Source organism: Micromonospora sp. M42 (genome assembly GCF_000568915.1).
GTDB classification, from domain to species: domain Bacteria; phylum Actinomycetota; class Actinomycetes; order Mycobacteriales; family Micromonosporaceae; genus Micromonospora; species Micromonospora chalcea.
The window spans coordinates 4757985-4778571 of record NZ_KK037233.1; the positions used below are offsets into that span (position 1 = coordinate 4757985).

Consider the following 20587-nt stretch of genomic DNA (forward strand, 5'->3'; position numbering starts at 1 on the left):
GGGCAACAGTTGGCGTTATTCCTGGTCAGGTTGTGCATTCGGTACCGTCGGACACCATGAACACTGGTCAGGATGTACAGCTGGACGAGCTGGACGCGCGCTTGATCGAACTGCTGGCGGAGGAACCGCGGATCGGGGTGCTGGAGTGCTCCCGGCGGCTCGGCGTGGCCCGCGGCACGGTCCAGGCCCGGCTGGACAAGCTGGTCGGCCGCGGCGTGGTGACCGGGTTCGGGCCGGACATCACGCCCGCCGCGATCGGCTTCGGGGTGACCAGCTTCGTCACGCTGGAGATCAGCCAGCGGCACGGCCACGACCAGGTCACCGCGCACCTGGCCGCCATCCCCGAGGTGCTGGAGGCGCACACCATCACCGGCTCCAGCGACCTGCTCTGCCGCATCGTCGCCCGGTCGAACACCGACCTCCAGCGGGTCATCGACCAGATCGTCGCCTCCGAGGGCATCCGGCGCGCGTCCACCATCATCGCGCTGGCCGAGCAGATCCCGTACCGCACGCTGCCGCTGGTCCGCTCCGCCGCCCGGGGGTAAGGAAGGGCCCCCTGTTAACGCCTGCGGAGGTGGAAGGGCCCCTTATTAACACCTGCCCGGGCAAGAAGCGCTGCGACACGCCCCGCGCGCGACCCGGGGGACCGGTGATCGTCGCTACCGTGTGCGGTGTGAAGGGCCTAGGGGTACGCGGCTGGTTGCTGCTCGGGCTCGTCACCGTGGTCGTACTCGCCGCGACAGGCGTCTGGAACCCGTTCCCGGCGCTGTGGGACTGGGTCGACCGCAGCAAGCCGATCTCCGAGCCGGACGTGGTCTGGCAGCAGCGCGTCGGCGGCACCCCGCGCAGCGTCACCATCGCCGGCGACACGGTGATCGTGGAGCAGCGCACCCGCGTCGAGGCGCGCAGCCTCGCCGACGGCCGCCAGCTCTGGGAGCGCAAGGCCGACTGGTCGGCGGTCGCGGGCGGCGACCGGGACCCGGTCGTCGCCGTGGGCAAGCTGCTGGACAAGGGGTACGAGGTGCTCGACCCGGTCAGCGGCGTGACCCGGCGTCGCGACGATCGGGCGATCGCCGTCTGGACGTACCGGAACCTGCTGCTGGACGCCTACTGCGTGCGGGCCACGGACTGCACGTTGCGGGCCTGGGAGCCGCGCGGCACCGCTCCGCTGTGGAGCGCGTTCCTGCCCGGCGTGCACAGCGGCGTGCTCGCCGACAACCCGGAGCTGCTCGGTACGCGGCGGCTGGGCGCCACCCGGATCGACGGCGGGGTGGCCGGGCCGGAGGCGGTACCGCCGCTGCTCGGCTTCCCGGTCGACGGCCGGGTGCACGTGGTGGACACCGCGACCGGCCGGGTGCTGCAGAACGTCGAGCCGGGCCGGGAGGAGCGGCTGGCGGTGGTCGGCGGCCGGCTGCTCCGGATCGCGGCCACCTCCCGCGACGGGAGCTGCTACTACACCGTCACGGCAGTCGACCCGGCGACGGGTCAGCAGGTGTGGCGGCGGACCGGGATCAACCTGCGTACGGCCGACTACGCCGGCTGCGTACAGCGGGAGGACCCGCAGGGCGCGCGCAACGTCCTGATCGGTGTCGCCCCGGACGGGCGCGAGGCGGTGCTCGACGGGTACGACGGCCGCCTGCTCCAGGTGGGCGCGGACGGTGAGAAGCTGCTCGCCGTGGACGACCGCTACGCCGTGGTGCGCAGCGCCGACAAGGAGTCGCTGCTGGGGCGGGAGCTGTCGGCGGACCGGACCCGGTGGACCCGGCCGGCGGGCGGTAAGAGCGGCGCCGCGCTCACCCCGTACGCGGCGCTGATCAGCGAGGAGAAGCCGTCTCGGCTGATCGCGGTCGAACCGCGCGAGGGCCGCGTCCTGGTCGAGCTGCGGACCGCGGCGAACGCGCTGGCGGTCGGCCCCAACGGCATGATCATCGGTGAGGGCCGGGAGATCGGGTACGTCCGCTGGGGCGCCGGCACGACCGGCGCGCCCGGGCCGGGGCAGGGCGACGCGCCGGTGGCGCCGAACCCCGGGGGCAGCTGGCAGCCGCCCGGCGACCAGGGCAGTTGCGGCCCGAAGCGGGAACTCTGCGTCGACGGCAAGTGACAGCGGGTGAGAGGTCGGGTCACGACCCCACCTGCGGGTGTCACCGATCGACGGCTCTGCCCTAGGCTTTTCGGTCATGAGCAGTGCCGCCGCCTTCTCGTACGCACCCCTGCTGCCGACCGGCCCCGACCTGACGGAATACCGCCTGGTCACCGATGAGGGCGTGGACGTCGTCAACGGCCCGGGTGGCCGCCGGTTCCTGACCGTCGATCCGGGCGCGCTCACCGCGCTGACGGCCGAGGCGATGCACGACATCGCCCACTTCCTGCGCCCGGCCCACCTGGCCCAGCTCCGCTCGATCATCGACGACCCGGCGGCCTCGCCGAACGACCGGTTCGTCGCGCTCGACCTGCTGCGCAACGCCAACATCGCGGCCGGCGGTGTGCTGCCGATGTGTCAGGACACCGGCACCGCGATCGTGATGGGCAAGCGCGGGCGGCACGTGCTCACCGACGGCACCGACGCGGAGGCGATCTCGCGCGGCGTCTACCAGGCGTACACCCGGCTGAACCTGCGCTACTCGCAGCTCGCCCCGCTGACCATGTGGGACGAGCGGAACACCGGCAGCAACCTGCCCGCCCAGGTGGAGCTGTACGCCGAGGACCCGGACGGCCACGCCGACGCGTACAAGTTCCTCTTCATGGCCAAGGGCGGCGGCTCGGCCAACAAGTCCTACCTCTACCAGGAGACCAAGGCCCTGCTGAACCCGACGCGGATGATGCAGTTCCTGGAGGAGAAGCTCCGGCTCATCGGCACCGCGGCCTGCCCGCCGTACCACCTGGCCATCGTCATCGGCGGCACCTCGGCCGAGTACGCGCTGAAGACCGCCAAGTACGCCTCCGCGAAGTACCTCGACGCGCTGCCTACCGAGGGCTCGATGAGCGCGCACGGCTTCCGCGACCTGGAGCTGGAGGCCGAGGTGCTGGAGCTGACCCGCAACTTCGGCATCGGCGCGCAGTTCGGTGGCCGCTACTTCTGCCACGACGTACGGGTGGTCCGGCTGCCCCGGCACGGCGCCTCCTGCCCGGTGGCGATCGCGGTGTCCTGCTCCGCGGACCGGCAGGCGGTGGCGAAGATCACCCCGTCCGGCGTCTGGCTGGAGCGCCTGGAGACCGACCCGGCGCGCTACCTGCCCGACGTGACCGACGAGACGCTGGAGACCGAGGAGGTCGTCCGCGTCGACCTGAACCGGCCGATGGACGAGATCCGGGCCGAGCTGTCGAAGTACCCGGTGAAGACCCGGCTGTCGCTCACCGGGCCGCTGGTCGTCGCGCGGGACATCGCACACGCGAAGATCGCCGAGCGGCTGGACGCGGGCGAGCCGATGCCGCAGTACCTGCGCGACCACGCGGTCTACTACGCCGGCCCGGCGAAGACCCCCGAGGGCTACGCCTCCGGCTCGTTCGGTCCCACCACGGCCGGCCGGATGGACGCGTACGTGGAGAAGTTCCAGGCGGCCGGCGGCTCGATGGTGATGCTCGCCAAGGGCAACCGGTCCGCCCAGGTCACCCGCTCCTGCCAGGCCCACGGCGGGTTCTACCTCGGCTCGATCGGTGGCCCGGCCGCCCGCCTCGCCCAGGACTGCATCAAGCACGTCGAGGTGCTCGAATACGCCGAGCTGGGCATGGAGGCGGTCTGGAAGATCGAGGTGGAGGACTTCCCCGCCTTCATCGTCGTCGACGACAAGGGCAACGACTTCTTCGCCGAGGTCACCAAGCCGGTGCTCACCGTCGGCCGCCGTTAAGAAAACTGAGTTCCTCAGAAACTCCTGGGAAATTTGTGTTTGTGGAGTCTCCTCGTCCTGTAGGCTTTCCTCAGACGACGAGGGGACACCATGCCATCCATCGAAATAGACGAGGACACCGACTCCTATCTCGCCTTCGCTGCCGGTATTGCCGGTCTGACGAAGGGGCAGGTTGTCGCGCGCCTGGTCAACGAAGTACGGGCACGGGCGGAAAGCCGACCGGAGGCGCCGGACCCGAGTGGTGAACCGTCGACCGTCAGGATTTACGCCGACTACGCGGGGCACCGCACCCACGCCTCGTTCGTGCCCGGGCCGGGGCGCATCGAGATCACTTCCGGGCCCCTCGCCGGGAAGGTCTACAAGACCCCGAGTCAAGCGGCCCGAGAGATCGTCAAGCACTACAACCCGGACGTGAGCCCGCACCGCAACGGCTGGAGCTTCTTCCTCATCTCCGGAACGGCCGCCCCGCTGCAGACGCTGCGGCACCGCTGAGGTGGGCGGCGTGGGACCACACATATTCGTGGACGAGACCAAGGAGCACGGCCTGATCCTCGCGGCGGCCATCGTCGACGTGCCCCGGCTGGCCGCCGCCCGTCAGGCCGTCGCCGCTCTTACGCTGCGCGGGCAACGCAGCATCCACTTCTGCAAGGAACGCAACGATCGGAGACGGGAGATCCTCGGGACCTTCCGCCGACTCGGCGCGGCGGTGGTGCTCTACGACGCCACGGCGCATCGAGACCAACGGGCCGCGCGGGAGGCGTGCCTCCGAGCGCTGGTCCTGGACGCGGTCAAGCTCGATGCCGAGCGGCTGGTCCTGGAACTCGACGATTCCCGGCACGTCGCCGACACGCGCACCCTCAACCACGAGATGCGGCTGGCCGGTGCGACCGGACGCCTCCGGTACGACCACATGCGGGCGCACGAGGAGCGCCTGCTCTCGCTTCCGGACGCGGTTGCCTGGTCCTGGGCGAGAGGTGGCGAGTGGAAGGCCGCGGTGCTGCCGATGGTGGAGGAGATCCGGTCGGTCGCGCACTGAATGCGCGAGACCCGGCTCACCCACCGTCCGGAAGGCTGCCGGGTCCACTTTCAGGAGCTACTGCTCCTGACAACAGCCATACTACCTGCTTCGTACGGCCCTGATCCATCTTCCGACATCGGTGCGCCTGCCCGGTCGGACCACCGGACAGGCGCACCGCCCCCGTCGGATGCCGTCATCGGCAACCCGCACCGAGTCTGTGCGCCGCCGCTATCGGATCGCTATCGCCTCGGCGCGGCGCTCGGTGACCGCCGGGCTACGCTGCTGCAGGGTTGATACGGCGGTCGGGGGAGCGCGGTGCGGTTCGGAATCTTGGGGCCCCTGCGGGTCGGCGGCGGTGAAGCCACCGTCACCGCGGGTCGAGATCGAATCGTCCTCGCCATGTTTCTGCTGCGTCCGGGCCTGGTGGTGCCGACCGAGGACCTGATCGACGCCGTGTGGGAGGACCGTCCCCCGGCGACCGCGCGGACCCAGCTCCAGATCTGCGTGTCTCGACTGCGGCAGCGGTTCGCGGCGCTCGGCCTGCCCACCGTGACCATCGTCACCGACCCGGCCGGATACGGCATCCGGATCGAGCCGGGCGACCTCGACGCAGAGGTGTTCGCCAACGGTGTGGAGGCGGCCCGCCGGAACGCCGAAGCGGGCCGGCTGATCGAGGCGCGTCAGAACTACCGGGACGCGCTGGCGTTGTGGCGTGGGCCGGTGCTGGCCGGCATCCCCGCCCGTAGCGTGCGGCGGCGGGCGCAGGCGCTCGACGAACAGCGGCTCGCCGCGCTGGAGGACTGCGTCGACATCGAGTTGCGGCTGCGCCGGGCGCCCGAGCTGGTCGACGAGCTCACCGAGGCGGTCGAGCGCGAGCCGCTGCGGGAACGGTTGCGGGGGCAGTTGATGCTGGCCCTGTCGGCGGTCGGCCGCCACGCGGACGCGCTGGCTGTCTACCGGGAAGGGCGGCGGATCTACGCCGAGGAGCTGGGCATCGAGCCGGGTGCCGCGTTGCAGGAGCTGCACCAGCGGATACTCGCCGGCGACCTGGCGCTGAGCGGCCCGGAGAGCCGGGTTGCCGCGCCGGTGCGGGCGCTGCCGCGCGCGATCAGCGACTTCACCGGGCGGCAGCAGACAGTGGCCCGGCTGGTGCGGGAGGTCGAGGAGGGTAGCCGGGTCCAGCTCGTCGACGGCATGGCGGGCAGCGGCAAGACCACGCTGGCCGTGCAGGTGGCGACCGCTGTGGCCGGCCGGTTCCCCGACGCGCAGCTCTTCATCGACCTGCACGGGCACAGCGACCGCAGCCCGCTCAGTACGACAGTGGCCGCCGCCACCCTGCTCCGGCAGCTCGGCGTGCCGGCTGAACGGGTGCCGGCCGACCCGACGGACCGGCTGGCGATGTGGCGTTCCGAGCTGGCCGGGCGTCGGGCCGTGGTGGTGCTCGACAACGCGGCCGACGCCGGCCAGGTCGCACCGCTGCTGCCCAACGGTCCGGACTGCCTGATACTGATCACCAGCCGTCGTCGCCTGATCGGCCTGGACTCGGGCCGCCCGTCCTCGCTGCCGGTACTCGACGCCGACGAGGCGGTCGAGCTGCTGGCCCGCGTGGCCGGCGCGGAGAGGGTGGCCGCCGAGCCCGAGGCGGCGATGGAGGTGGCCCGCCGCTGCGGACACCTTCCGCTGGCCCTGCGGCTGGCCGGGGCCCGGCTCGCGCACCGGCCGCGGTGGCGGGTGGCCGACCTGGCGGAGCGGCTGGCCGGCGCGTCCGACCCGCTGGCCGAGCTGGTCGCGGGAGAGCGGTCGGTGGCCGGCGCCTTCGCGTTGTCGTACGAGCAGGTGTCGCCGCTCGCGCAGCGGGTCTTCCGCCTGCTGGGCCTGCACCCGGGTCAGTGTGTCGACAACCGGGTGCCGGCCGCGCTCGCCGACCTGCTGCTGCCGCAGGCGCAGGACGCGCTCGACGAACTTGTCGACGCGCACCTCGTCGAGGAGGTGGAACCGGGCCGCTACCAGCTGCACGACCTGATCCGCGAGTACGCGCGCACGCTCGGCGCCGGACGCGAGACCGCCGACGAGCGGCGGGCGGCGGTGGGCCGTCTCATCGACTTCCATCTTCAGGTCACCGCGTCCATCGGGCGGTCGCTGGAGACGGGCGCCGAGCCGTCCCTGTTCGACCTGCCGGAGCCGGCGCGGCCCGACCTGGTGGCAGCCACTGTCGGCCTCGGCCGAGCATGGTTGGAGGAGAACCGCTCGACCCTGACGGCGCTCGTCCGGCTGGCGGAGAACGAGGGTTTTCTCCGGCAGAGCTGGCAGTTCGCCCGGGTCGCCTGGGTCAGCAACTTCTACGGCGGTCGCCTGGACGACCTGATCGAGACGCATCAGATCGGTCTGCGGGCCGCCGAGCGCCTGGGCGACGAGGAGGCCGTTGCGACGATGCTCAACTATCTCGCCTCGGCGGACTACCGCCGGGCGCGGTTCGCCGAGGCCATCCGGCGGCTGGAGGCGGTGGTCGGTATCTACCGCAGGCTCGACCGGCCGGGCGAGCTGCGCAAGGTGCTGGGCAACCTCGGCACCGCGTACGCGGTCGACGGGCAGCACCAGCGGGGTATCGAACTCCTGACCGAGTCCGCGGCGATCGCCCGCCGGTCGGGCGAGTCGTCGTGGTTGTCCAACCTGCTGAACAACCTCTCGTTCACCCTGATCTCGCACGGCCGGTACGACGAGGCTGTGCGGATGTGCCGCAACCAGATGGCTGTCGCACGGCAGGCCGGCGACCTGCGGCAGCTCGGCAACTCGATCGGGCACCTCAGCATGGCGCGGCACCGGCGCGGCGAGCACGGGCCCGCGCGCCGGCTCCTGCGCGTCGGCCTGAGGCTCAAGCGCCGGGTGGGCAACCGGTACGGCGAGGGCGAGCTGCTCAACGAGCTGGGCATGATGGAGCGCGAGGAGGGCCGGCCGGAGCTGGCCGCCTCGCTGCACCGGGACGCCCTCGTGGCCATGATCGACGCCGGGGATCTGGTCGGGCAGTGCGCCTCCCGGAACCTGCTGGCCCGGGCGATCTTCGACCAGGGTGACGTGGCCAGCGCGCTGGACCTGCACCGCCGGGTGCTAGCCGACGCCGAGCGGCTGGGCCTGCGCTACGAGCAGGCCCGCGCCCTGGACGGCCTCGCGCGATGCCTGCGCCACGACGACCCCGACCAGGCCCGCCGGTACGCCGGGCGTGCGCTGGCGCTGTTCCGTCAGGTCGAGACGCCGGACCAGCGGGACACCGAGAAGCTGCTGGTCGAGCTTGGCTGAGGGGGCCGCCACTTTCCCTGCACTCCGACCGGCGGCGCGGCAGGATGGTAGGCGTGACGACTCCAGAGGCGACCGGCTACCGGATCGAACGCGACTCGATGGGCGAGGTGGAGGTGCCCGCCGAGGCACTGTGGCGGGCGCAGACCCAGCGCGCGGTGCAGAACTTCCCGATCTCGGGGCGCGGGCTGGAACCGGCCCAGATCAAGGCCCTGGCGCAGATCAAGGGGGCGGCGGCACTGGTGAACGGTGAGCTGGGGGTGATCGACGCGGACGTGGCGCAGGCGATCGCCACCGCCGCCGCGCACGTCGCCGAGGGCGGCTACGACGACCAGTTCCCGGTGGACGTGTTCCAGACCGGCTCCGGTACGTCGTCCAACATGAACACCAACGAGGTCATCGCCACCCTCGCGAGCCGCGAGCTGGGCCGCGACGTGCACCCGAACGACCACGTCAACGCGTCGCAGTCCAGCAACGACGTGTTCCCCACCTCGATCCACCTGGCCGCCACGCAGTTCGTGGTGGAGGACCTGATCCCGTCGTTGAAGCAGCTCGCGGGCGCGCTGGAGGAGAAGGCGGCCGAGTTCGAGACGGTGGTCAAGGCCGGGCGTACCCACCTCATGGACGCCACGCCGGTCACGCTCGGGCAGGAGTTCGGCGGCTACGCGGCGCAGGTCCGCTACGGCGTCGAGCGGCTGGAGTCGGCGTTGCCCCGGCTGGCCGAGCTGCCGCTGGGCGGCACCGCCGTGGGCACCGGCATCAACACGCCGCTGGGGTTCGCCGAGCGGGTGATCGGCAAGCTGCGGGAGTCGACCGGGCTGCCGTTGACCGAGGCGCGCAACCACTTCGAGGCGCAGGGCGCCCGGGACGCGCTGGTGGAGACCTCGGGCCAGCTCCGTACCGTCGCGGTCGGTCTCTACAAGATCGCCAACGACGTGCGCTGGATGGGTTCCGGCCCGCGCGCCGGCCTGCGTGAGCTGCGCATCCCCGACCTCCAGCCCGGCTCGTCGATCATGCCCGGCAAGGTGAACCCGGTGGTGGCCGAGGCGATGCGGCAGGTCTGCGCCCAGGTGGTCGGCAACGACGCGGCGGTGGCGTTCGCCGGGTCGCAGGGCGACTTCGAGCTGAACGTGATGCTCCCGGTGATGGGCCGCAACCTGCTGGAGTCGATCAAGCTGATCGCCGCGTCCAGCCGGCTGTTCGCCGAGCGGCTGGTGGCCGGCCTGGTCGCGGACGCCGAGGTCTGCCTGGCGTACGCGGAGGGCTCGCCGTCGATCGTCACCCCGCTCAACCGCCACCTCGGGTACGACGAGGCCGCCTCGATCGCGAAGGAGGCGCTGGCCAAGCAGGTGTCCATCCGCGAGGTGGTGATCTCCCGGGGTCACGTCGACTCGGGCAAGCTCACCGAGACCCAGCTGGACGAGGCGCTGGATCTGCTCCGGATGACCCACCCCTGAGGCCGGCGCCGGTAATTGCCTCGACCCGTCACCGTGGGCGCGGCATGATCCGACGGTGCGTGACGACGGCGGGGTGCTGCTGGAGACCGCGCGGCTGACGCTGCGCCGGTTCACGATGGACGACGTGGACCGGTTGGTGGCGCTGGACGCCGACCCGGAGGTCATGCGCTTCCTGACCGGCGGCGTGCCGACTCCGGCCACGACATTCCGGGACGACGTGCTGCCCCGGGTGCTCGCGCAGTACACCCGGCACCCCGGGCTCGGCCGCTGGGCGACGCTCGACCGGTTCACCGGCGAGTTCCTCGGCTGGCACTCGCTCGACCCGTCCGACGACGGCGCCGAGGCGGAGCTGGGCTACCGGCTGCGCCGCGCGGCGTGGGGGCACGGGCTGGCCACCGAGGGCGCGCGGGCGCTGGTGCGGCACGCGTTCGACACGGTCGGCGTCCGCCGCGTGTGGGCGCAGACGATGGCGGTGAACGACCGCTCCCGGGCGGTCATGGCCCGCGCCGGGTTGCGCTACGTCCGCACGTTCCACCTCGCGTTCGACGACCCGATCCCGGGTACGGAGCACGGCGAGGTGGAGTACGAGCTGTCCCGGGAGGACTGGCCCGCGACCCGTCAGGACTGGGACGCCGCCCTGCGGGCCCGGTAGGCGCTCACCGCGGCCCGGTTGCCGCAGCCGGCGTCGCAGAACCGGCGGGAGCGGTTCCGGGACAGGTCGACAAGCACGTTGTCGCAGTCGGGGTGGTCGCAGTGCCGCAGCCGGCTCAGCTCGCCCATGCGTACCAGGTCGGCCATCGCCATCGCGGCCTCGACCGCCATCCGGGTCGCCAGCGGCGCGTCCCGCGGCACGGCGTGCAGGTGGTACGGCTCGTCGTCGTGCCGGACGAGTTGCGGCAGCGCGTGCGACTCGCGCAGCAGCTGGTTGACGATCGCCACCACCTCGTCGGTGTCGGCGTACCAGATGCGGCGCAGCCGGGGCCGCAGCGCGCGGACCTGGCGCAGTTCGGTTTCGGTGTGCTCGTGCCGGCCGCTCCACCCGTGGGTGGTGAAGAAGGCGTCCAGGGCGGCCACGTCGGGCAGCCCTTCCCGGTCGCCGTCGGCGGTGTTCACCAGTGCGGCGGCACCGACCAGCGCGCATTCGGTGTCATGAGCGAAAAGCAACTTGACTCCTGTCAGGGGCTCCGCCTAGCGTCATCAGCATAACCGTCCTTCACTCATGACCTGGAGCTGTCGATGCGTGAACGATCCGGCGTCGGGCTCGGTCTGGCACTGCTCTCCGCGATCACGTTCGCGACCTCGGGCACGTTCGCCCGCCCGCTGATCACCGGCGAGTGGTCGGCGGTCGCGGTGGTGATCGCCCGGGTCGGCATCGCCGCGCTGGTGCTCGCCGTGCCCGCCCTGCTGGCCCTGCGCGGCAAGTGGTCGGTGCTGCGGCGCAACGGCGTCACGGTGCTGCTGTTCGGGCTGCTCGGCGTCGCCACCGCGCAGGCGTGCTTCTTCAACGCGGTCCGCTACCTCCCGGTCGGTGTGGCGCTGCTGCTGGAATACCTCGGCATCGTGCTGGTGGTCGGATGGATGTGGCTGGTCCACGGGCAGCGCCCGCGAGCGCTGACGGTGGCCGGCTCGGTTACCGCCCTGTGCGGGCTGGCGCTCGTCCTCGACCTCACCGGAGCCGGCCGCCTGGAACCGGTGGGCGTGCTGTGGGGTCTCGGCGCGGGCGTCGGGCTGGCCGGATACTTCGTCATCGCCGGCCGGATCGACGCCGAACTGCCGTCGGTGGTGATGGCCAGCGGCGGCATGGCTGTCGGCGCGGTGGCGCTGCTCCTGCTCGGCGGCATCGGCGCGCTGCCGCTCGCCGCCGGCACCGCCGACGTCACCTTCGCCGGGCACCAGGTGAGCTGGCTGGTGCCGATCGCCGGGCTGTCGCTGATCGCCGCCGTGGTCGCGTACCTGGCCGGGGTCGCCGGCACCCGGCTGCTCGGGGCCCGGCTGTCCTCCTTCGTGGGGCTGACCGAGGTGATGTTCGCGGTGCTGATCGCGTGGCTGGTGCTCGACGAACTGCCCAGCCTGATCCAGCTGGCCGGCGGGGTGCTCATCCTCGGCGGCGTCGCCCTGGTCCGGGCGGACGAACTGCGCGGCACACCTTCGGCGTCCACGTCCGCCGAGCCGGTGCTGGCAGGCGACCGGTGAGCGGGCCGCGCAGCGCTGTCGTCTTCGACGCCGACGAGACACTCGTCGACCTGCGTCCGGCGGTCACCGGCGCGCTCGTCGCCGTACTGGAGGAGATGCGGCGGCGGACCCCGGCGGCGGCCGCGGTGTCGCTCGCGGACCTGGAGGAGGACTGGGGTGCGGTCTTCGGCGCGCTCAGCGCCGCCCCGGTGCAGGAGATCCGGCGGGCCGCGCTGGCCCGCTCGCTGGCCCGGGCCGGGCTGGAGACGGAGCTGGACGAGTTGGCGGAGTTGTTCTTCGCCCGCCGGTACGCGCTGAGCCGGCCCTTCCCCGACGCGCTGCCCGCGTTGGCGGCACTGCGCCCGCACCACGTGCTGGGCTTCGCCACGAACGGCAACAGCCGCGCCGAACGCTGCGGCCTCGCCGGGCAGTTCGCCTTCGAGTTGTACGCCCACGAGGGCGGCCTGCCGAAGAAGCCGGCCGGGGAGTTCTTCGCGGCCGTGGTGGCGGCCTGCGGGCTGCCCGCCGCGCGGATCGTGCACGTGGGCGACTCGCCGGAGCACGACGTGGTCGCCGCCCAGCGGGCCGGACTGCGTGCCGTCTGGCTCAACCGGGGCGGGCTGCCCCGGCCTCGGGGCCTCGAACCGGACGCCGAAGTGTCTACGCTCGCCGGACTGTCCACGGTGCTCAACACCTTGACAAGCGCGAATGCCTAGTTGCGGCCGATAACGGACGTCGATCTGGCGGAACCCGCTCCCGTGATGTGGGATGACACCACGTCCCTCAACGAGAGGATCTGATGTGGTGAGCAAGCGCTTCACCGTCGGCGCGGTCGCGGCTGCGGCCTCGCTGGCACTCACGGTGACCGGCCTGGGGATCCCGGCGAACGCCGCGCCGTCGGACACCCGGACCTTCACCGTGCTGGCCGAGAGCGGTGTGTCCACCGACGCCGCGATCGCCGCGATCACCGCCGCCGGCGGCACTGTCGTCGCCCGTACCGACGATGTCGGCCTCTTCCAGGTCACGAGCGACCGGGCGGACTTCGCCAGCCGGGCCACCGCCGCCGGCGCCCTGGTCGGCGCGGCCGAGGAGAAGGCGATCGGCCGCAAGCCGAAGCTGGACCGGGTCGAGCAGGAGCACCTGCTGGCCGCCGCGGCGACCAAGGGCAAGGCCGCCAAGAACAACGGCAAGAAGATGGACCCGCTCGACGACAAGCTCTGGGGTCTGGACATGATCCGGGCCGACAAGGCCCGCAAGATCGAGCCGGGTGACCGCCGGGTGACCGTCGGCATCCTGGACACCGGCGTCGACGCCAGCCAGCCCGACCTGGCACCGAACTTCAACTGGGCACTGTCGCGCAACTTCGCCCCGGACATCCCCGAGGTCGACGGCCCGTGCGAGGTGGCCAGCTGCCTCGACCCGGTCGGCACCGACGACGGCGGGCACGGCACCCACGTGGCCGGCACCATCGGCGCCGCCGCCAACGGCTTCGGCCTGTCCGGCGTGGCCCCGAACGTCTCCCTGGTCGAGCTGAAGGGTGGCCAGGACAGCGGCTACTTCTTCCTCAACCCGGTGGTCAACGCCCTGGTGCACGCGGGCCGCTCCGGCCTGGACGTGGTCAACATGTCCTTCTACGTCGACCCGTGGCTCTACAACTGCACCGCCAACCCGGCCGACTCGCCGGAGGCGCAGGCCGAGCAGCGCACCGTCATCGAGGCCATGAAGCGGGCGCTCAACTTCGCGCACCGCAAGGGCGTCACGCTCGTCGGCTCGCTCGGCAACAACCACGAGGACCTGGGCGCGCCGCGCACCGACGTGAGCAGCCCGGACTACGGCGCCGACCCGTACCCGCGCCCGATCGACAACGCGACCTGCTGGGACCTGCCGGTCGAGGGCCCGCACGTGATCGGCGTGTCGGCGGTCGGGCCGTCCGGCAAGAAGTCCGACTACTCGAACTACGGCACCGAGCAGATCTCGGTGGCGGCGCCGGGTGGCTGGTTCCGGGACGGCTTCGGCACCGACACGTACCGCACCGACGCCAACATGATCCTCTCCACGTACCCGAAGAAGGTGCTCCAGGAGGAGGGGTCGGTCGACGAGAACGGCAACGTCGTCGCCGGCTTCGAGAACTCGGTGTTCAAGCAGTGCACCGCGAAGGGTGAGTGTGGCTACTACACCTACCTCCAGGGCACCTCGATGGCGTCCCCGCACGTCTCGGGCGTGGCGGCGCTGATCGTCAGCAAGCACGGCAAGAAGGAGGGCCGCAACGGCTACGGCATGGCGCCGAACCTGGTCGAGCAGCACCTCTACCGGACGGCGGCCGAGCACGCCTGCCCGGAGCCGCGGCTGCAGAGCTACACCAACGAGGGCCGGAGCGCCGAGTTCGACGCGTACTGCGCGGGCTCGCTGAACTTCAACGGCTTCTACGGCTACGGCATCGTCGACGCCTACGCCGCGGTGAAGACCCCGGTCAAGCCGAACGTACGACCGTAACGACCGTTTCCCCGAGGTGGCGGTGTCCGGATCACCCGGACGCCGCCACCTCGGCGTTCCGGCGGGTGTCACGGGCGCCACCCCCGGGCCACCAGTGCGGCGCGGATCTCCCGCACCAGGTCGGGGAACTCCTTGCGCAGGCGGCGGCCGGTCACGTGCAGCACCAGCCAGCCGGCCGCGACGAGCTGGTTGAGCCGCCGCCGGTCGAGGTGCATCCGGTCCGCGTCGGAGTGCCACTGACCGTCGTACTCGACCGCGACCCGGAACTCCGGCCAGGCCAGGTCGGGGTGCAGGATCAGGCCGGTCGACACCCGCACCGGATACTGGGCCACCGCGCGGGGCAGGCCGGCGAGGGCGAGACGGACCCGCAGGTGGGACTCGGGCGGGGACTGGGCCAGCCCGTCGGTCAGGCCGAACACCCACGCCGCCCGCCGCCCACCGGGGCGGCAGGCGTTCCGGGCCGCCTCGCTCGCCAGCGCCGACCGGTTCACCGAACCGGTACGCAGCAGCCCGTCGATGATGCCGACCGCCTTCACCGGATCGGCCCAGACCGCTGTCTCCCAGGCACAGGCGGCCGGCTCGGTGCGTGGCGGCGGCCCGGCCAGGGTCAACGCCGCGCCGGGGGACGACTCTGTGAACGGGCTCGATGCGGCTGAGTTCTGCGGGTCGGCCGGGCCGGGCGGTCCGGGGTGGTTGTGGGGGTGGGCCGGATCCGGCGATCTGGTCCGGCCCGGTGTGCCCGGGAGGCGGTCCGCCGCAGGCGGTGCTGCTACGAGCGACCTGGTGCCGGTGGCAGGGCGTGTGCCTGCGGATGGGCTCGTGCCGTCGGGTGGGCTCGTGCGCGCGGGTGTGGCGGCGCCGACGGGGACCAGGAGGCCGCTGCGGGTGCTCGACATCGGGGCGTGGTGCACCCGGACACCCGGCTGGGAGTCGGCCCGGACCGTGGCCGGCAGCAGGACGTGCACGTCGTCGGTGAAGCCCGCGGCGTGCTCGACCCCGTGCAGGTAGGCCGCCGAAGGGCCGGCGATCGCCGCGCCGGGTGGCAGGCGCAGCAGTGCCGCGCGGCAGGCCAGCGCGTGGTCGCGGTCGAGCCGCGCGTCGGCGTAGACGTCCTGCCGGAGCCGGACCCAGGACGCGCCGCGCAGATGGTGCCGGGACAGCAGCCCGTGCCGGATCGCTTCCGAGCCCCGGAAGACCTGCCAGGCCAGCTCCGGTGGGCGATGAGGATGAGGTGGCATGTGACGAGCGTGGCGGCGCACGGGTCGAGATCGGTACCCCTGTGGACAGCCGCAACCGTGCCGCCCTCCGCGCCCTGTGGACAACCCCCGCGCGGCCTGTCCGCGTGCTATGGCCTTCGACCTGCTCATGATCCACTCCACCTCGGGGAGGTGGTGGTGTCCGGGCCGCTTGATGCAGCCACCTCGCCGAGCTGGCGTAAAGGGCGCGCGCGGGTCAGGAGAGCGCGGTGGCGACCGCCTCGGCGGCGGCCGTCACCTGGGCGCCGATGTCCGCCACGTCGAGCGGGGTCAGCGACACCACCCCGACGCTGCCCTCCAGGCCGGGCACACCCAGCACCGGCGCCGCCACCCCGTACGCGCCTGATTGAAGCTCGCCGCTGGTGCTCACCGGCCCCGGATCGCCGGCCCGCCCGGCCAGCACGGCCCGGCCGGCGGCGCCCCGCTCCAGGGGGTGCCGGGTGCCGGTCCGGTACGCCACGTGGAAGGACGTCCAGCTCGGCTCGACCACCGCGAGCGCCACCCCCTCGCCGCCCTCGACCACGGTCAGGTGGGCCGTCGCCCCGGTGCCCTCGGCGAGGCGGCGCAACGCCGGTAGCGCGCCCTCGGCGAGCAGCGGCTGGGCGCGGCGGGCCAGGTGCAGCACGCCCACGCCGATGCGCAGCCGGCCCTCGCCGTCGCGCCGGAGCATGCCGTGGCCGGTCAGCGCGCCGACCAGCCGGTAGACAGCGGCGCGGCCGATGCCCAGCCGGTGCGCCGCCTCGGTGACGGTGAGCCCGCCCGGCGCGTCCGCGACGAGGTGCAGCAGGCGCAGACCCCGGTCCAGGGTCTGTGCGGTCTCTCCCGTGCGCGCCGCCGTGTCCACAGCACGCAGCGTACGACCCGGCTCCGGCCAACCTCGAAATGTGCGGACGGCTACCCTTGTGAGGTGACGCTACGCCTGTATGACACCGCCACCCGATCGGTGCGGGACTTCGTCCCGCGGGAAGCCGGCAAGGTGGGGGTCTACCTGTGTGGTCTCACGCTCCAGGCCCCGCCACACATCGGCCACCTTCGCTCCGGCGTCAACTACGACGTGCTGCGCCGCTGGCTGCTCGACAAGGGCTTCGAGGTCACGTTCATCCGCAACCTGACCGACATCGACGACAAGGTCCTGGCCAAGGCGATGGAGCAGGACCGGCCGTTCTGGTCGATCGCGTACACCAACGAGCAGATCCTCGCCGCCTCCTACCGGGCGCTCAACGTGCTCCCGCCGACGTACGAGCCGCGGGCCACCGGGCACGTCCCGGAGATGCACGAGCTGATCGCCCGGTTGATCGAGACCGGTCACGCCTACCCGGCCACCGACGGCTCCGGCGACGTCTACTTCGATGTGGCCTCCTGGCCGGCGTACGGCTCGCTGTCCGGCCAGTCCCCGGCGGACATGCAGCCGGCCGGTGACGCCCCCGACCGGGGCAAGCGGGACCCGCGAGACTTCGCGCTTTGGAAGGGCGTCAAGCCGGACGAGCCGGCCGACGCCTCGTGGCCGTCGCCGTGGGGTCGTGGCCGGCCCGGCTGGCACATCGAGTGCTCGGCCATGTGCTGGCGTTACCTGGGCCCCGAGTTCGACATCCACGGCGGCGGGCTCGACCTGACGTTCCCGCACCACGAGAACGAGATCGCCCAGTCGCAGGCGGCCGACCTGCCGTTCGCGCGCTACTGGGTGCACCACGGCCTGCTCGGCATCGGTGGCACCAAGATGGGCAAGTCGCTGGGCAACACGCTCGACCTCGACTACGTGGCCTCGCTCGGGGTGCGCCCGGTGGAGCTGCGCTACTACTACGTCGCCGCGCACTACCGGTCCCGCATCGACTACTCCGAGGACGCGCTGCGCGAGGCCGCCGTGGCGTACCGGCGGGTCGAGGGCTTCGTGCAGCGGGCGGCCGAGCGGGTCGGCGGCGGCCGGCCCGGCGACCTGCCGGCCGCTTTCGTCGCCGCGATGGACGACGACCTCAACACCTCGGCGGCGCTCGCGGCGCTGCACGAGGTGGTCCGCGACGGCAACACCGCGTTGACCGCCGGTGACGATGTGACCGTCCGCACGACGCTCGCCTCCACCCGGGCGATGCTGGATATCCTCGGCGTCGACCCCCTGGACCCGGCCTGGACCGGCGGCGGCCGCACGGACGACCTGCGCGGCGTGGTGGACTCCCTGATCGCGCTGGCCCTGGAGCAGCGCGCGCAGGCCCGCGGCCGCAAGGACTGGGCCGCCGCCGACGCCGTACGCGACCAGCTCAAGCAGGCCGGCGTGGTCGTCGAGGACACCCCCCAGGGCCCGCGTTGGACTATTGGAGAGCAGGACTGATGGCCGGCAACTCACAGCGCCGAGGCCGGCGACTGGCACCGAAGGCGGGCGCCCCCAAGGGCACCGGCGGCAAGAACAAGGACTCCCTCGCCGGGCGTGGGCGCACGCTGCCCGCCGACGAGCGGCCGTGGCACAAGGCGTACTCGGGCACCGAGAAGCTGCCCCAGCGCACCGCCTGGAAGCAGGAGAAGGAGCGCCGCGCCGCCGCCGAGGAGGGCCGCGCCCCCAAGATCGGCCAGCCCGGCACCAAGGACACCACCTGGGGCAAGGGCGGTGGCCGGGGCACGCCCACGACGAAGGGGCGGGGCGGAAAGCCGGCCGGCCGGGGCGGCCCCCGGGTCGCGCCGGGCCGCAAGGCCAACCCGGCGAAGGACAGCCCCGAGCTGCTGGTCGGGCGCAACCCGGTGCTGGAGTCGCTGCGCACCCAGGTGCCGGCGACCGCCCTCTACACCGCGCAGGGCATCGACGTCGACGACCGGGTCAAGGAGATCGTCCGTACCGCCGCCGACCGGGGCATCGCGATCCTGGAGGTCAGCCGCGCCGAGCTGGACCGGATGACCGGCGGGGTGCTGCACCAGGGCGTCGGCCTCCAGGTGCCGCCGTTCGCCTACGAGCCGTTCGACGACCTGGTGGCCGCCGCGCTGGAACAGGCCGCCCCGCTGCTCGTCGCGCTGGACGGCGTCACCGACCCGCGCAACCTCGGCGCGGTCATCCGGTCGGCCGCCGCGTTCGGCGCGCAGGGTGTGTTCGTACCCGAAAGGCGTGCCGCCGGGATCACCGCGACCGCCTGGCGGACCAGCGCCGGCGCGGCCGCGCGCGTGCCCGTCGCCCAGGTCACCAACCTGACCCGGTCGCTCAAGGCGTGCAAGGACGCCGGCTTCGTCGTGGTCGGCCTGGACGCCGACGGGCAGACCGACCTGTACGACCTGGAGGCCGCCGTCGGCCCGCTCGTCGTGGTGGTCGGCTCGGAGGGGCGCGGCCTGTCCCGCCTGGTCGGCGAGACCTGCGACCTGACCGTCAGCATCCCGATGGTCTCCGACGTGGAGTCGCTCAACGCGAGCGTCGCCGCCGCCGTCACGCTGGCCGAGGTCGCGCGCCGCCGGTCCGTCGAGGTTTGATCGAGAGTACGAAAAAGGGGCGGTCCGCCGTGGCGGGCCGCCCCTTTTCTCGGGTACGTCAGATCCGCTGGCCGGTGGCGGAGTGGAAGACGTGGCTGCGGCCGGTACGCGGCTTGACGAACACGGTGTCACCCATGTTCGGCATGCTGCGCCGGTCGGTACGGACCACGAACCGCTCGTTGTGGCCCTCCAGCGCGGCGTGGCCGTAGACGTTGGCGTCGGAGCCCAGGTCCTCGACCAGCTCGACCACCACCGGCATGCCGCCCTCGGACGGGCTGACCAGGTCGCAGTCCTCCGGCCGGAAGCCGACGGTGACCTTGCCGTCGCCGCCCTCGGCGCTGGCCGCCTGGACCTGCTCGCGGGTCAGCGGCACGATCATCTCGGCGAACGCGCCGCCCTGCTCGGTCAGCTTCACCGTCTTGATGTTCATGGCCGGGGAGCCCATGAAGCCGGCGACGAAGACGTTGGCCGGGGTGTCGTAGAGCGCCCGCGGGGTGTCCACCTGCTGGAGCACGCCGTCCAGCATGACCGCCACCCGGTGACCCATGGTCATGGCCTCGACCTGGTCGTGGGTGACGTACACGGTGGTGACGCCCAGCTTCGCCTGCAGCGAGGCGATCTGGGTACGGGTCTGGACACGCAGCTTGGCGTCGAGGTTCGACAGCGGCTCGTCCATGAGGAAGACCTGCGGCTCGCGGACGATCGCGCGGCCCATGGCGACACGCTGGCGCTGACCGCCGGAGAGCGCCTTCGGCTTGCGGCTGAGGAACTCCTCCAGCTGGAGCAGCCCGGCCGCCTCCTTGACCCGCCGGTCGATCTCCGACTTCGAGGTCTTGCGCAGCTTGAGCGCGAACGCCATGTTCTCGTACACCGTCATGTGCGGGTAGAGGGCGTAGTTCTGGAAGACCATCGCGATGTCGCGGGCCTTCGGGGGGAGGTGCGTGACGTCGCGGTCGTCGATGTAGATCGCGCCGTCGTCGACGTCCTCCAGGCCGGCGAGCATCCGGAGGCTGGTGGACTTGCCGCAGCCGGACGGACCGACCAGGACGAGGAACTCCCCGTCACCGATCTGGAGGTCGAGCTGGTTGACGGCGGGGCGCTCGGTGCCCGGGTAGATCCGGGACGCCTTCGCGTAGGTGACCGTAGCCATGATGGAGCGCTTCCTTTCACCGGCAGGAACGTGCCGGACGATCCGAGTGAAGGAGCGACCGGCGCCCAAGGCACCGGCCAACGGGGTCGTCGCTCAGGCAGCCGAAGCCCGCCGGAGTGTCGTCCGTGTCACTGCACGGTAAACGGCTTTCGCGATCGTGCCAAGACGTGTCGCTCCGGGTGGGATGGACGGCATACGCATAACGGTCAGTCGGGCACTGCGAGGCATCAATCTCCCCGCTGGGAGCGCGCCCGGGCGATGATCCATCGGCCGCACCGGTCGGGATGCCGACGTTTTCCGTGCTCGGGAGCCCTGCGAGGCGGGTTTTCCGGGGCTCAGTCGCTATGCTGAGCCCGACGCACGCGCCCCTGTAGCTCAGCTGGCCAGAGCACTCGCCTTGTAAGCGAGATGTCGCCGGTTCGATCCCGGCCGGGGGCTCCAATTCCATCAGGCGTTTCGCGGCG

17 protein-coding genes and 1 tRNA gene are annotated in these 20587 nt (G+C 72.3%); 14 read left to right on the forward strand and 4 right to left on the reverse strand.

Annotation, left to right across the window (positions count from 1 at the left end; translation table 11 throughout):
- Window positions 1-56 precede the first annotated feature (56 nt).
- The 8 genes from MCBG_RS21905 (at window position 57) to MCBG_RS21940 (ending at window position 10263) form a co-directional block, all read left to right on the forward strand.
- Entirely contained in the window at window positions 57-545 is a 489-nt protein-coding gene (locus MCBG_RS21905) for an Lrp/AsnC family transcriptional regulator (RefSeq protein ID WP_013288920.1), read from the forward strand.
- A 155-nt stretch (window positions 546-700) separates the two neighbouring features.
- Window positions 701-2101 carry an outer membrane protein assembly factor BamB family protein gene (locus tag MCBG_RS21910; protein ID WP_043327938.1) on the forward strand — a complete coding sequence of 467 codons (1401 nt, stop codon included), beginning with the start codon at window positions 701-703 and terminating at the stop codon, window positions 2099-2101.
- Between the two features lie 76 nt (window positions 2102-2177).
- On the forward strand, window positions 2178-3845 hold the full coding sequence (locus MCBG_RS21915; RefSeq protein ID WP_030502831.1) for a fumarate hydratase: 1668 nt from the start codon (window positions 2178-2180) through the stop codon (window positions 3843-3845).
- A gap of 90 nt (window positions 3846-3935) precedes the next feature.
- Complete coding sequence (locus tag MCBG_RS21920) at window positions 3936-4337, forward strand: hypothetical protein (protein ID WP_198033313.1); 402 nt, start codon at window positions 3936-3938, stop codon at window positions 4335-4337.
- 10 nt (window positions 4338-4347) lie between these two features.
- Window positions 4348-4881, forward strand: coding sequence for a hypothetical protein (locus MCBG_RS21925; RefSeq protein WP_043330874.1), 534 nt, complete (start codon window positions 4348-4350; stop codon window positions 4879-4881).
- 297 nt (window positions 4882-5178) lie between these two features.
- Window positions 5179-8157 carry an AfsR/SARP family transcriptional regulator gene (locus MCBG_RS21930; protein ID WP_043327939.1) on the forward strand — a complete coding sequence of 993 codons (2979 nt, stop codon included), beginning with the start codon at window positions 5179-5181 and terminating at the stop codon, window positions 8155-8157.
- Between the two features lie 44 nt (window positions 8158-8201).
- Entirely contained in the window at window positions 8202-9611 is a 1410-nt protein-coding gene (locus tag MCBG_RS21935) for a class II fumarate hydratase (protein WP_176722885.1), read from the forward strand.
- A 55-nt stretch (window positions 9612-9666) separates the two neighbouring features.
- Window positions 9667-10263 (forward strand): GNAT family N-acetyltransferase, encoded by a 597-nt coding sequence (locus MCBG_RS21940; RefSeq protein WP_043327941.1) that lies wholly within the window; start codon window positions 9667-9669, stop codon window positions 10261-10263.
- Here the strand turns inward: MCBG_RS21940 and MCBG_RS21945 are convergent.
- Window positions 10230-10775, reverse strand: a complete 546-nt coding sequence (locus MCBG_RS21945; RefSeq protein ID WP_043327942.1) for a CGNR zinc finger domain-containing protein — start codon at window positions 10773-10775, stop codon at window positions 10230-10232. The two genes, MCBG_RS21940 and MCBG_RS21945, sit on opposite strands and share 34 nt — an antisense overlap.
- Before the next feature lie 72 nt (window positions 10776-10847).
- Here MCBG_RS21945 and MCBG_RS21950 point away from each other — a divergent pair, with 72 nt between their 5' ends.
- The 3 genes from MCBG_RS21950 (at window position 10848) to MCBG_RS21960 (ending at window position 14276) form a co-directional block, all read left to right on the forward strand.
- Window positions 10848-11804, forward strand: a complete 957-nt coding sequence (locus MCBG_RS21950; RefSeq protein ID WP_043327943.1) for an EamA family transporter — start codon at window positions 10848-10850, stop codon at window positions 11802-11804.
- Window positions 11801-12499, forward strand: a complete 699-nt coding sequence (locus tag MCBG_RS21955; protein WP_043327944.1) for an HAD family hydrolase — start codon at window positions 11801-11803, stop codon at window positions 12497-12499. The genes MCBG_RS21950 and MCBG_RS21955 overlap by 4 nt, the downstream gene beginning before the upstream one ends.
- Before the next feature lie 88 nt (window positions 12500-12587).
- Entirely contained in the window at window positions 12588-14276 is a 1689-nt protein-coding gene (locus MCBG_RS21960; RefSeq protein WP_051611577.1) for a S8 family serine peptidase, read from the forward strand.
- A gap of 68 nt (window positions 14277-14344) precedes the next feature.
- Here the strand turns inward: MCBG_RS21960 and MCBG_RS21965 are convergent, their stop codons facing one another.
- Window positions 14345-15514: a PDDEXK family nuclease gene (locus MCBG_RS21965; protein ID WP_043327946.1), complete on the reverse strand. Its 1170-nt coding sequence runs from the start codon at window positions 15512-15514 to the stop codon at window positions 14345-14347.
- Window positions 15515-15728: 214 nt separating this feature from the next.
- Window positions 15729-16376 carry an IclR family transcriptional regulator gene (locus tag MCBG_RS21970; RefSeq protein WP_043327947.1) on the reverse strand — a complete coding sequence of 216 codons (648 nt, stop codon included), beginning with the start codon at window positions 16374-16376 and terminating at the stop codon, window positions 15729-15731.
- A 63-nt stretch (window positions 16377-16439) separates the two neighbouring features.
- Between MCBG_RS21970 and cysS the strand changes: the two genes are divergently transcribed.
- Entirely contained in the window at window positions 16440-17855 is a 1416-nt protein-coding gene (gene cysS / locus MCBG_RS21975) for a cysteine--tRNA ligase (protein WP_043327948.1), read from the forward strand.
- Entirely contained in the window at window positions 17855-18973 is a 1119-nt protein-coding gene (gene rlmB / locus MCBG_RS21980; protein ID WP_043327949.1) for a 23S rRNA (guanosine(2251)-2'-O)-methyltransferase RlmB, read from the forward strand. Before cysS ends, rlmB begins: the two co-directional genes overlap by 1 nt.
- Before the next feature lie 58 nt (window positions 18974-19031).
- On the opposite strand, the gene MCBG_RS21985 is transcribed toward rlmB, so the two are convergent.
- On the reverse strand, window positions 19032-20123 hold the full coding sequence (locus tag MCBG_RS21985; RefSeq protein WP_043327950.1) for an ABC transporter ATP-binding protein: 1092 nt from the start codon (window positions 20121-20123) through the stop codon (window positions 19032-19034).
- 364 nt (window positions 20124-20487) lie between these two features.
- Between MCBG_RS21985 and MCBG_RS21990 the strand changes: the two genes are divergently transcribed.
- Window positions 20488-20564 (forward strand) — tRNA-Thr (locus tag MCBG_RS21990).
- Window positions 20565-20587 lie beyond the last annotated feature (23 nt).